The following is a 12,881-nucleotide window of genomic DNA, read 5'->3' as shown; positions in this document are numbered from 1 at the left end:
CATGAATAGTGGGTACCCTCAGCACGGATTGACTAAGTTACTGCTTAGTAGTTGCCCACCCTGTCCCTCACAGAGACCTTCTGGATTCCCCGCTCACGCAGGCCCGAGGAGCCCCCATGCAACTCGCCGCGATCATCGTGTCGCTGGTCCTAATCGCGGTCGGCGTCGCACTGTTCGGCCGCGCAATCGTGCAGCTCTTCCGCTTCATGCGGCTGGGCCAGTCCGTACCCGCCGGCCTCCGGACCAACGACCCGACGCAACGCACCGTCACGGTGGTCAAGGAGTTCCTCGGCCACACCCGCATGAACAAGTGGGGCATCGTCGGCGCGGCGCACTGGTTCGTGGCGGTGGGCTTCTTCTCGCTGCTGCTGACGATCGTCAACGCCATCGGCCAGCTCTTCAAGGCCGACTGGCTGCTGCCCGTCATCGGCGAGTGGGCGCCGTACAACGTCTTCGTCGAGTTCATCGGCACGATGACGGTCCTCGGCATCCTGGTCCTGATCGGCATCCGGCAGCTGAACCGGCCGGGCGGCGCGGGCCGCAAGTCCCGCTTCGCCGGCTCCAACTTCGGCCAGGCGTACTTCGTCGAGGCCGTCATCCTCATCGTCGGCGTCTGCATCTTCATGCTGCACGCGCTGGAGGGCGCCCAGCACCACGTGGACGGCTACGAGGCCTCGTTCTTCATCTCGTACCCGGTGGTCTCCTGGCTGGAGGGCATGGACGTCTCGACGCTCCAGAACCTCACCTATTTCTTCGCCGGCCTGAAGATCGCGACCTCCTTCATCTGGATGATCACGGTCGCCCTGAAGACCGACATGGGTGTCGCCTGGCACCGCTTCCTGGCCTTCCCCAACATCTGGTTCAAGCGCGAGTCCGACGGCGACGTCGCGCTCGGCGCGCTGCAGCCGATGACCTCCGAGGGCAAGGAGATCGACTTCGAGGACCCGGGCGAGGACGACCAGTTCGGCGTCTCCCAGATCGAGCACTTCTCCTGGAAGGGCCTGCTGGACTTCTCCACCTGCACCGAGTGCGGCCGCTGCCAGTCGCAGTGCCCCGCGTGGAACACCGGCAAGCCGCTCTCCCCGAAGCTGCTCATCATGGCGCTGCGCGACCACAGCCACGCCAAGGCCCCGTACCTGCTCGCCGGCGGCGGCAAGGACATGGAGGGCAACGAGCAGGCCACCGAGGAGCAGCTGAAGGACGTGCCCGCGGCTGCGCTGGCCGAGGCCGAGCGCCCGCTGATCGGCACCCTCGAAGAGAACGGCGTCATCGACCCGGACGTCCTGTGGTCCTGCACCACCTGCGGCGCCTGCGTGGAGCAGTGCCCCGTCGACATCGAGCACATCGACCACATCGTCGACATGCGCCGCTACCAGGTGATGATCGAGTCCAGCTTCCCCTCGGAGGCGGGCACGATGCTGAAGAACCTGGAGAAGAAGGGCAACCCCTGGGGCCTGGCCAAGAAGCAGCGCCTGGCGTGGACCAAGGAGGTCGACTTCGAGGTCCCGGTCGTCGGCAAGGACGTCGAGGACCTCACCGAGGTCGACTACCTGTACTGGGTCGGCTGCGCCGGCGCCCTGGAGGACCGGGCCAAGAAGACCACCAAGGCCTTCGCCGAGCTGCTGCACATCGCGGGCGTCAACTTCGCCATCATGGGCGGCGACGAGAAGTGCACCGGTGACTCCCCCCGCCGCCTGGGGAACGAGTTCCTCTTCCAGCAGCTGGGCGCGGAGAACGTCGCGAGCCTGAACGCCGCCTTCGGCGAGGACGACGAGGACCCGGAGACCAAGAAGCCGAAGTCCAAGAAGAAGATCGTCGCGACCTGCCCGCACTGCTTCAACACGATCGCGAACGAGTACCCGCAGCTGGGCGGCGAGTACGAGGTCATCCACCACACCCAGCTGCTGCAGCACCTCATCGACGAGGGCAAGCTGACCCCCGTCACCCCGGTCGAGGGTCTGATCACCTACCACGACCCGTGCTACCTGGGCCGCCACAACAAGGTCTACACGCCGCCGCGCGAGATCATCGCCAAGGTGCCTGGCCTGCGCAACGAGGAGATGCACCGCCACAAGGAGCGCGGCTTCTGCTGCGGCGCCGGCGGCGCCCGGATGTGGATGGAAGAGCGCATCGGCAAGCGCATCAACAACGAGCGCGTGGACGAGGCCCTGTCCCTCAACCCGGACATCGTCTCCACCGCCTGCCCGTTCTGCCTGGTCATGCTCACCGACTCCGTCAACGGCAAGAAGGCTGCTGCCGAAGGCGGCTCCGCCGCGGGCGGCAAGGACATCTCGAACGTCCAGGTCGTCGACGTGGCCCAGCTCCTGCTGGACTCGGTGAAGACCCCGGCCGACCCGGCCGGCGAGGCCGAGACCGCCGACGAGCCGGAGCCCGAGCCGGTCAAGTAACCGCCTCGTACGCTCTTCTGACGGCCGGTCCCGCATCCCGCGGGGCCGGCCGTCGCCGTTCGCCCGGCCCTCCGCGCGCCGGTGTCCAAAACCGGATGAACGTACGGCCGCACGCCGTATGTCCGTGCGACCATGAGGCGCCGGATACGGGTGGGGCGCTGGGGGGCGAAGTGCGGTACCGAGGGTCACGAGCGGCACGGGCGGCGGGAGCCGGACTGTGCTGCGCACTGCTGGCGGCGGGCTGCGGCCTGATTTCGGCGGGCGGCGCCGACGGCCGGCCGGCCGCCCGGCACACCGCATCCGGCCCGCCGCCCCGGCCCGTCCCGCACGGCAAGGGCAGCGAGACCGCCGACGACTTCAACGGCGACGGCCACCCCGACCTGGTGCTGGACACCCTGCTCAACCCCGACGACAGCCACGACGACGATCCCGGCATCGGCATCGTCCACGGCTCGGAGCAAGGCCTCGACCCCGCGGTACGCCGGCTCCTCACCCCCGCCCGGCACGCCGCCGCCACGAAGGGCGTGGCGCCGGCCGTCTTCGACGCCGAGGCCGCCTGCGACCTGGACGGCGACGGCTTCACCGACCTGGTGGTCAGCACGGACCCGCCGTACGACGGCCAGGGCCGGCCGCCGGTCCCCGTACAGATCCTGTTCGGGTCCCCGGCCGGGCTGACCGCGCGTGCCGTGAAGCTGCGCATCCCGGACCGGGCCCGGTTCGGCAACGAGTGGCCCGACCAGCCCGTCTGCGGCGACTTCGACGGCGACGGCGCGCAGGACCTGGCCGTGACCGCGTCCGGGCCGCGGGCGAGCTTCCTGCGCGGCCCGTTCACGCGGCAGGGTGCGCCCAAGGGAGCCGGCGGGCCGCTGGACATCCCCGGGACGGTGCTCGCCGGACTGCCGGCCCCCGTCGACGTGGACCGGGACGGCGCCGACGACCTGCTCGTACGGTCGGGGGCCGCGGGCCGCAACGCGAAGGGCCGGCTGGCGCTGGGTGGCGCACGGGGGCCGGACACGGCGGGCGCCGCGCTGCCGGCGGGGTTCGGGACGGCGTTCGGCCGGTTCGACGGCGGCGCCTCGGTCGACGCGGTGGTCGCCACGGGCGACCGGCTCGCCGTGCGCTACGGCATCGGCACGGCGGCACCGCGGAGCGCGTCCGTCGCGGTGGCGGGACGGTCGGTCGCCGCCGGGGACGTGACCGGCGACGGCCGCACGGACCTGGTCGTCTCGGGCGGCACGGCGCGCCCCGTGTTCCTCCCGGGCTCGGCCACCGGCCTCCGCCCGGACCGCGAGCAGCCCGTACCGAAGCCCCCCGGCATGCCCGCCGACGCCCGCCCGGCAGTGGTCCGGCTGGCCGACTTCGACCACGACGGCCACGCCGACCTGGTCCTCCGCACCGTCCACGGCACCCGCGACGCCATCACCGTCCACCGGGGCACGGCCACCGGCTTCGCGGCCGACCCGACGGTGACCTTCAGCACGGCTGCCTTCACGGAGTGAGCGGGGCGCCGCGTATGCGGCGTGCAACCCCTCGCGGCCCTTCGTGGATCTTGTGATCGCCAACTGCCGTCGAACTCCCGGGAAATGGCCGGTGATGCACGACGGCGGACGGCCCTCATCCGGACGGGACGCGGCTGCGTCCCGCATGCAGCAGGAGAACAGCGTGCCCAAGCACCTTCGTACGGCTCTGGCCGCCGCGACCGCCGCGGCCCTGGCCGGCGGTCTGCTCACCCTCTCCACCGGCCCCGCGGCGGCCGCCGGCAGCGGCCTGCAGGGCGCCTTCAACGGCGATGGCTACCGTGACCTCGCCGTCGCGGCGCCCGCCGCCACCGTCGGCGGCCACAAGAACGCCGGCGCGATAACCGTCCTGTACGGCTCGGCCGACGGCGTGTCCACCGGCCGGCACGCCACCTTCACCCAGGACACCGCGGGGGTACAGGGGGCGGCGGAGACCGACGATTGGTTCGGGCTGAACCTCTCGGCAGGCGACTTCAACTCCGACGGCTACGCGGACCTCGCCGTCGGTGCCCCCGGCGAGGACGTCTCGAGTGACGTCGACGGCGGCACAGTGCAGATCCTGTGGGGCTCGGCGTCCGGCATATCGCGTACCGCCACGGTCCCGGACCCGGCCCCGACGAAGCACGACTCCTTCGGCTCCGCACTGGCCGCGGGCGACTTCGACGGTGACAAGAAGGCGGATCTGGCCGTCGGCACCACGGCGGCGACCCTCCGTGTCCTCAAGGTCGGATTCAGCACGTCGGGCGTCCCGGCCGCCCAGTCAGCGGTCACCCTCCCGGTCCTCAGCGGCTCCGATGCCGGGATCTTCCGCCTCACCGCAGGTCAGGTCAACGGTGATGGACGTACGGACCTCGTCGTCGACGGCTTCCAGGACACCCCGGAGGGCGAGAACTACTACAACGCCAACTACTTCCTGCCCGGCTCGGCCACCGGCCCCTCCACCACCGGCATGCGCAAGCTGCCGGCCGGCCTGATCACCGCCATCGGGGATACGGACGGCGACGGCTACGGCGATCTGGTCACCGGTGTGCACTGGGACGACACAGTGCTTGGGAGCACGAAGGGCGGCAAGGTCAACGTCATCTATGGCTCGGCGAGCGGCCCCACCAGCCGGATCGACTCCATCACCCAGGAGTCCGGCGCGGTGCCGGGCAACTCCGAACGCGGTGACGTCTTCGGGTACGGGGTCTCACTGGGCGACATCGACGGCGACGGCAGGGCGGACCTGACCGTCGGCGCGGGGTACGAGAACGATGGCAACGGATCGGTGATCTCGCTCCCGTCCGACGGAACCCGCATCGGCACTGCGGGTGCCCGCTCGGTCTCCCCGAGCGCGGTCGGCGTACCCACCACGGGCCGGCCGCAGTTCGGCGCCTTCGTGACGGGCTGAGTCCGGAACTGCCCCTCGCCCGCCCCCAGCGGATGCGCCCCGCCGGGAACCCCCTAGGGGATGTCACAGGTCGGCAGCAATGCCCGTCCTGTCCGCTCTCTCCCGCCTGCGAGCCGTCGGGACCAGGTACGTTCGAACCGTGGCTGGATTCAGGATGGGTCGCGGGCGGAACTCCGGCACCGCGCAGCAGGGGCAGCAGGGCCAGGCCCCGTACGGTCAGCAGGCTCCTTACGGTCAGCCTGCTCCGTACGGCCAGGCGCCGTACGGTCAGCAGCAGGCACCGTACGGCCGGCAGGCGCCGCCCCCCGCTCAGGGACAGTGGCAGCAGCACGGCGCGCACGGTGGCGGCCAGGGCACCGGGCAGCACGGCGAGCCCGAGTACTTCGGCGACCCGGGGCACGCCCCGCAGCAGTCGCCCTACGGCAGCGCTCCCCGCCCGGACGCGCCGGGTCACACCCAGCAGTTCAGCGTGGGTGAGGCGCCGGACGCGTACGGCGACCAGTACGACAACGACGCGTACGGCGACGGCCAGTACAGCGGCGGCCACACCTACCAGGCCGGGCAGACGGCGGCGCCGCCGGCCGGTCCGCGCCTGCCGTGGAAGGAGCTGCTGACCGGCATCGTGCGCCGGCCCGACGCGACCTTCTGGCAGATGCGCGACTACGCGGTGTGGGTCCCGGCCCTCATCGTGACCTTCGTCTACGGCCTGCTGGCGGTCTTCGGCTTCGACACCGCCCGCGAGGACGTGCTCAACGCCACGCTCTCCCAGAGCATCCCGTGGGTGCTGATCACCGGCGTGATGTTCGTCATCGGCGGGCTGATCCTGGGTGCCGTGACGCACACCCTCGCGCGGCAGCTCGGCGGCGACGGCGCCTGGCAGCCGACCATCGGCCTGTCCATGCTGATCATGTCGATCACGGACGCGCCGCGTCTGCTCTTCGCGATGTTCCTGGGCGGCGACAGCACGTTCGTGCAGGTCATCGGCTGGCTGACCTGGCTCGCCGCCGCGTACCTCTTCACCACGATGATCCGCCGGTCGCACGACCTGCCCTGGCCGAAGGCGCTCGGCGCCTCCGCGATCCAGCTGGTCGCGCTGCTGGCCCTGGTGAAGCTCGGCACGCTGTAGCGGCAGCGGCGCTCGCCGCCCGCGTCGGCGACTCATCCTGAGGAAGGGCCCCGTTCCCGAGGGAACGGGGCCCTGTCGCGTACCGGCCGGCGCTCAACCGCGCTGAACTCCCGCTCGGTCCGCGTTGTTTCACGTGAAACGCTGCGTAGCCGCGCCCTCACACTTCTGCAATCGCAGCGCGTCCTTCGCCGAGGCCAGCGTCAGACACAGATCGCGGGCAGCCTCCGGACGGAGGGTCTGCCCGTCCTTCACGAACCGCTGGTTGGCCGCGCCGGAGCAGTTCCACAGCACCAGACCGGTCCCGGCCTGGTACTTCGCTCCCGGCACGTCCAGGCACCGGTCCTGGGTCAGCTCCACGTACATCGACTGCCGGTCGCTGTCGTACCACCAGCCCTGGTTCCGCTGGCCGTTGCAGTCCCAGCCGCCAACGCTCGTACCGTTGCGTGAGCTGCCGCCGGCCGCGTCGACACAGCTCCCCGTGCCGGCGTTCTTCAGCGGTCCGAAGGCGTCGTCCCACGCCCCGGCGTACAGCTCGGGCTTCCCCGTGCCCGTCGGGTCGGCGCAGGACGCCTCACGCAGACCGGAGGCATGGAGCTGGGTCAGGCAGGAGGCGAAGGCGGCGTGCCCGCGCGCGTTCGGGTGGAAGGACTGCCGTACGGAGTTGGCGTCCGGCGGGAACGGGTGGGAGAGGTCGACGTACAGACCGCGCGCCCACGGGTTCTCCATGCACACCTCGTGCCCGTGGAAGAGCCGCGAGTTGTCGAGATAGACGGCGCCCGACGCCTGGGCGGCCTTGCGCATGCCCTTCTCGAAGGCGGGGACGGCGGCGTTCCGCCCCCACGCCGAGTCGGAGGTGTACCCCGTGCACCCGCCCGGCAGCTTCCCCGGGTAATCCGGGTTGTCCTCGATATCAGGACCGATCGGGCTCGGGTAGCCCATCACCACGAGCTGGTAGTCACCGTCCGCGTACCCGGCGTCCCGCATCACCGTCCGCAGGTCGCCGACCGTCTGCTCGACCTTGGGCACCAGCCCGTCCACCCGCGCCTGCCACCCCGGCGCGTACTTCGGCTCACAGGTCCCCTGCAGCGTCAGCCACCGGGTGACGCAGTCCGTCATCACCGGCCCGAACTGCAGGTCGTCGTTGGCCCCGGCCACCAGCACGACCATCTTCAGCCGGGTGTTCCGGGCCTTGATCGCCAGGCTGTCGCTCTGCACCAGCTCATCGGCGTACTGCTTGCTGCCACCGGCCTTGATGTTCCCGGTGTACGCACCCGAGCAGGAGACGTTGTACGTCACGTCCGCGGCGATGCCGGTCCGGTGGATGGCCGCGTCCGGCGACCGGTGGCACCAGTTGTCCGGCCCGTCGGTCCCCGGCTCGTACGTCCCGACGCCCTCGCCCGAGATCTCACTGTCGCCCAGCGAGATCAGCGAGGTCTTGCGCTGGTCCAGCGGCCGTTCGGCCGGATCACCGTAGAGTTCGGCGGCCTCCTGGGCCCGGATCTTCTCCAGCTCGGGCGGCAGCGGCTTGCTCTCCGCGACGGCCCGCGCCCCGTACGGCGGCTGCGCCGCCACGCTCGTCCCCGTACCGGCGACGGCCGTACCACCGGTCAGCACCATCACGGCGGCGGCTGCGGTCACCAGCCGCCGCCCTCGTCTCGCACGCACCATTGGGCCTCCCCTCCGGTCTGCTGTTACCGCCGGTTTCTACTCGTAGGTAGACCCCGGCGGAACATCCGGCGCAGGATTGGCCCGAATTCGCCATACACCTCAACCGGCGCACGGAAAGCGGCAGTTGACCCTCACAGCAAGCAACAGGAAGCCGACCGTCACAGCACGGGAACGGCCTCCGGGCGCGGCCCCTCAGGCGTCGAGGACCTGGCCCTCGCGCCGGACGACCGGCGGCTCGACGCTCCACGGGAAGTTGATCCAGTCGTCCGTGCGCTGCCAGACGTACTCGCACTTCACCAGCGACTGCGACTTCTCGTAGATCACCGCGCTGCGCACCTCGGCCACGTTCCCCTGGCAGAAGTCGTGCACCAGCTTCAGCGTCTTCCCGGTGTCGGCGACGTCATCGGCGATGAGCACCTTCTTGTCGGAGAAGTCGATCGCGTTCGGCACCGGAGCCAGCATGACCGGCATCTCCAGCGTCTCGCCGACGCCCGTGTAGAACTCCACGTTCACCAGGTGGATGTTCTTGCAGTCCAGCGCGTACGCCAGACCGCCGGCGACGAACACGCCACCGCGCGCGATGCTCAGCACGATGTCGGGCTCGTACCCGTCGTCGGCGATCGTCTGCGCCAGCTCGCGGATGGCGACACCGAAGCGCTCGTACGTCAGATTTTCCCGGACGTCAGTCACGTATCTCTCTCAGCCCTCTAGCGATCCCGCCCCGCGGCGCGGCTCCCCTGCGAGCGCACCGCCGGGCCACTGCTCTCCCCCGCCGCCGTACGGTCATCAGACCTGCGTACGGTGGAAATTCTTGTACGACCGCGAGGGCGTCGGCCCGCGCTGCCCCTGATAGCGGGAGCCGTAGCGCTCCGACCCGTACGGGAACTCGGCCGGCGACGTCAGCCGGAACATGCACAGCTGCCCGATCTTCATGCCCGGCCACAGCTTCATCGGCAGCGTCGCGACATTGCTCAGTTCCAGCGTGACGTGGCCGCTGAAACCGGGGTCGATGAAGCCGGCCGTCGAGTGCGTCAGCAGCCCCAGCCGCCCCAGCGAGCTCTTGCCCTCCAGCCGGGACGCGATGTCCTCGGGCAGCGTGATGACCTCGTACGTCGAGGCCAGCACGAACTCGCCCGGGTGCAGGATGAAGCACTCGCCCTCTTCGGGCACGACCTCCCGCGTCAGGTCGGGCTGCTCGACGGCGGGGTCGATGTGCGGGTACCGGTGGTTCTCGAACACTCGGAAGTACCGATCGAGGCGCACATCAATACTCGACGGCTGGACCATCGACTCGTCGTAGGGATCGATACGCACCCGGCCCGCGTCGATCTCGGCCCGGATGTCCTTGTCTGAGAGAAGCACGCCACGAGGATACGCGTCCGGTACCCGGGGCTCCGCATCCCGCTTCCGCCCCGCCTCCCCGCCCCGTGCCGCCCCGGCCCGTCCCGCCCCGGGACAGCTCCCCGACAGCCCCTGGACGCTCCCGGACAGCCGTGAGGGCCCGGCCCCCCTGGGGGGCCGGGCCCTCACGTCCTCTTCAGCGCTTCTCCATCTGCACAGGGACCGCGTGACGCAGCCGCGCACAGCGCGGGCACCGCAGCAGCCGACCGGGACCGAGCCGGTCGGTGGTCTGCATGGGGAACGAAGCGGTGCTGAACACGTGCCCCTCGGCACAACGGACGACGGTGCGCTCCATCAGGTCCCTCTCCCAAACGCGTGGACAACAAAAGCCACATTAGGGGATGAACTGGGCGCACTCCCAAGCGGCACTCCGAACGCGGGAAGAGTCCCCACCGTACGCCTCAACTCCCGCGGCCCGCACCCCGCATACGACCCCCGCGCCGCCCCCGGACATGACAAAAGCCTCACGGCCAAATGCACCGGAGGCGAGGGATGGGGTACAGTGTGCGACGATGCACCGCCCTGCAAGATCAGGCGGTCACGCGGGTGTAGTTTAATGGTAGAACATGAGCTTCCCAAGCTCAGAGCGCGGGTTCGATTCCCGTCACCCGCTCCAGAGTTGAGGCCCAGGTCAGCGACCTGGGCCTTGTTCGTTGCCTGGACCGCGTCAGGCGTCGCGCACCAGATCCGCACCAGAAGGTCCGTCGGCGGCCTGCTCAGTACGGGGACTGGCACCCTTCCGGCGCTCGGCCCGCACCAGATCGTCCAGCCCGCCGGCGACCTCCTGCTGTCGCTCGACATCCGAGTGCTGAGAGATCAGCGCGGCTCTGGTCGAGGACTGCCCGGCGCGAACCATCGTGTCCTTGAGCGTCGCCCCGGACCGCGTCGCCAAGGTGTGCCCGGTGTGACGAAGGTCGTAGAACCGGAAGCCCTCCGGCATCCCGACCCGCTCACGCGCCTTCCGCCATTTCCGGCCGAAGCTGGACCGCCGGAACGGCTTCCCCTTCTCACCCACAAAGAGCAGCCCTTCCGCTGCCTTGTCCTTCTCGGCGTACCAGTGCAGGTGACGCCGCAGATCGGTACGGAGAAAGGCCGGCAGGACGACGATCAACAGCAGGCTTGGAAGGCCTCGCTCATTGCTGGGCTCATGCCAGAGCTGGGCCACTGTGTTTCCTTGATCGAACTTGTAGACGGTGGTCCATCTGCCCCTCGTCCGTCGCTGAGGGGTCAGAGGGGTCAACTGTCGGGTGAGGCAACGGCGAGGGCGTGGGCGACGCACTCTTCGGGTCTGGTGTTCAGCCCAGTCTTGTAGGCCGCATCGTAGGCCGCGTCACCTATGGATTCGCGGATCTGTTGTGCGCAGGCTTGCCGAGCGGCGATGAGTCCAGGCGTTCCCATCTGGGTCAGGCCGAAGGAGCGCCAGAGGGTGTCGGCGATGCCGAGCAGCCGCGCGGCTGTGTGCGGATCGATGGCAGCGACGGCCGGGGCCAGTGCGTCCAGGGCCAGTGCGGCTCCCAGGATGTCGTGCAGCCTCCACTTGATCTTGAGGGAGGCGCGGGCGTGCCGGACGGCCGTGGGCGGATCGCCGTTGGTCAGCGCGGCCATGGACAGGAAGTACAGGGCGTAGCCCCGCATCCACTCCTCGCCGCGTGACTCGCTCTCCTGGTGCAGGACGGTGGCCGTCGTCTCGGCCTGGTCGAACTGGCCCAGCTGGAGGTGGGCGAACCACATGGAGCAGCGGATCAGGGACCTGGCGGCAAGGGAGCCGCCACCGCAGTCGGGCGAGCGGTTCGCCTCGTCGAGAAGGGCAATCGTGCGGGCCGGCCGGCCGGTCATCGCCGGTTGCGTCCCTTTGAGGTAGAGCGCGGCTGCGGCCGCGGCCGGGTCACCGAGTTGTTCGGCCATGGGCGTGCAGAAGCCCTGCAGCGCGGTGACAGCTTCGAAGTCGCCTTGGCCGAGGGCCACCAGCCCACGGGCCCACAGAGCCCAGAACCGTTCCGGGCCGGGCCCGCCGTCCGGCTTCTTGCCGAGGGCCCGGTCCAGGTAGTGGCTCCCTTCGCGCAGGAAGCCACAGCCGAACCAGAAGAACCACAGGTTGCCCGACATCTCCAGTGCGACGCGCGGGTCCGGATGTGCGAGGCAGTGCTCCAGTGCAACGCGAAGGTTCGCGTGTTCGGCAGTCAGGCGCTCGGACCAGACCACCTGGTCGGGGCCGAACCACTCCCGCTCGCCGGTGCGGGCCAGGAACCGGTAGTAGTCCCGGTGCCGCCCCTGAAGCCTGGTCTGTTCACCGAGCCTTGTCAGCCACTCCTGTCCGTACTCGCGCACGGTGTCCAGCATCGAATACCGGGGCCCGCGGGTGGTGCCCACCCGCTGGAGAATCGACTTGTCCACCAGAGCGGACAGCACCCCGGCCACCTCCCCGGCTTTCAGTGGCCCACCGGCGCAAACCCACGCCGCCGCTTCCTGTTCGAAGCCGCCGGCGAACACCGACAGGCGTGCCCAGGCAAGCCGCTCAGGTGACGCGCACAGCTCATGGCTCCAGCCGATCGTGGTCCGCAACGTCCGGTGCCGCGACAACGCCAGATGCGGCAGCATGCCCAGGTCGCCGGCGAGCGCATCGAAGCGTGACTGCAACCGATACAGCAACCCCGGTACGGAAAGTTCGGTCAGCCTGACTGCGGCCAGCTCCAAGGCGAGCGGGATACCGTCCAGCCGACGGCAGATCTCCTCCACATCCGCCCGGTTGTGCTCGGTCAGCTCAAACCCCGGCACTACGGCAGCGGCCCGCCCAACGAACAGGGCCACCGCCTCACTCGGCTCTTCCAGTCCGGCGACTGCCGCGTCGGTAGCAGGCGGTGGCAGACGCAGCGGGGGCACCCGCAGCAGCCGCTCGCCACGGATGGTCAACGGTTGCCGGCTGGTGGCCAGGGCACGCACGCCGGGCGCAGCCGCCAGCAATACCTCCACCGCCTGCGCACAGGGCGGAAGCAGTTGCTCGCACCCGTCGAAGAGCAGCAGCAGTCGACGGCACGCCAGCCACTCACACAGCACCTCGTGCAGGGGGCGGGTGGTCTGATCGGCCAGTGGCAGCGCCTCGGCCACCACGCCGTACATCAGCTCCGGCTGTTGCAGGCCACCCAGCTCGACCAGCCAGGCCCCATCCGGGTACTCCGCGCCCGCGCCTTCGCACGCCTGCCGGGCCAAGCGGGACTTGCCCACTCCGCCCACGCCCGTCAGCGTCGTCAGCCGGGAGTCAGCCAACAGCAGCTTCAGGGCATCCAGCTCGGCCTGGCGTCCCACGAACTCCGTCGGCTCGGGCGGCATGTTTCCCCTCGGCCCCTCCACGATGGCCGCACCCACGGGAGCCC

8 protein-coding genes, 1 tRNA gene and 1 pseudogene are annotated in these 12,881 nt (G+C 70.1%); 5 read left to right on the top strand and 5 right to left on the bottom strand.

The features are described 5' to 3' along the window. Positions 1–116: 116 nt before the first annotated feature. The 4 genes from ACZ6WH_RS21915 to ACZ6WH_RS21900 all read left to right on the top strand — a co-directional run bounded on the left by ACZ6WH_RS21915 (position 117) and on the right by ACZ6WH_RS21900 (position 6,441). A complete protein-coding gene (locus ACZ6WH_RS21915) occupies positions 117–2,408 on the top strand; it encodes a (Fe-S)-binding protein (RefSeq protein ID WP_469729985.1) in 2,292 nt (763 codons plus the stop codon). Positions 2,409–2,578: 170 nt separating this feature from the next. Next, on the top strand, positions 2,579–3,907 hold the full coding sequence (locus ACZ6WH_RS21910) for an FG-GAP repeat domain-containing protein (protein WP_469729984.1): 1,329 nt from the start codon (positions 2,579–2,581) through the stop codon (positions 3,905–3,907). A 163-nt stretch (positions 3,908–4,070) separates the two neighbouring features. Then, the gene (locus tag ACZ6WH_RS21905) at positions 4,071–5,315 is read left to right on the top strand and encodes a hypothetical protein (protein WP_469729983.1); all 1,245 of its coding nucleotides are present in this window, start codon (positions 4,071–4,073) and stop codon (positions 5,313–5,315) included. Positions 5,316–5,469: 154 nt separating this feature from the next. After that, on the top strand, positions 5,470–6,441 hold the full coding sequence (locus ACZ6WH_RS21900; protein ID WP_469730018.1) for a Yip1 family protein: 972 nt from the start codon (positions 5,470–5,472) through the stop codon (positions 6,439–6,441). 129 nt (positions 6,442–6,570) lie between these two features. Here the strand turns inward: ACZ6WH_RS21900 and ACZ6WH_RS21895 are convergent, their stop codons facing one another. From ACZ6WH_RS21895 to dcd, 3 genes are all read right to left on the bottom strand, one after another. Next, positions 6,571–8,109 carry a ricin-type beta-trefoil lectin domain protein gene (locus tag ACZ6WH_RS21895; RefSeq protein ID WP_469729982.1) on the bottom strand — a complete coding sequence of 513 codons (1,539 nt, stop codon included), beginning with the start codon at positions 8,107–8,109 and terminating at the stop codon, positions 6,571–6,573. A 192-nt stretch (positions 8,110–8,301) separates the two neighbouring features. Beyond that, the gene (locus ACZ6WH_RS21890; RefSeq protein ID WP_361553628.1) at positions 8,302–8,799 is read right to left on the bottom strand and encodes a phosphoribosyltransferase; all 498 of its coding nucleotides are present in this window, start codon (positions 8,797–8,799) and stop codon (positions 8,302–8,304) included. A gap of 96 nt (positions 8,800–8,895) precedes the next feature. Then, entirely contained in the window at positions 8,896–9,471 is a 576-nt protein-coding gene (gene dcd, locus ACZ6WH_RS21885; protein WP_469729981.1) for a dCTP deaminase, read from the bottom strand. A gap of 581 nt (positions 9,472–10,052) precedes the next feature. Between dcd and ACZ6WH_RS21880 the strand changes: the two genes are divergently transcribed. Continuing rightward, positions 10,053–10,126: transfer RNA gene (locus ACZ6WH_RS21880), tRNA-Gly, on the top strand. Between the two features lie 51 nt (positions 10,127–10,177). On the opposite strand, the pseudogene ACZ6WH_RS21875 reads toward ACZ6WH_RS21880, so the two are convergent. Next, positions 10,178–10,618 (bottom strand): annotated as a pseudogene (locus ACZ6WH_RS21875) (tyrosine-type recombinase/integrase); the annotation flags it as partial. 128 nt (positions 10,619–10,746) lie between these two features. Next, positions 10,747–12,873: an ATP-binding protein gene (locus ACZ6WH_RS21870; protein ID WP_469729980.1), complete on the bottom strand. Its 2,127-nt coding sequence runs from the start codon at positions 12,871–12,873 to the stop codon at positions 10,747–10,749. Positions 12,874–12,881: the final 8 nt, after the last annotated feature.

Source organism: Streptomyces sp. NPDC050806 (genome assembly GCF_055586425.1).
The sequence above is the reverse complement of the archived record's forward strand: the minus strand, read 5'-3'. Positions and strand labels throughout refer to the sequence as shown.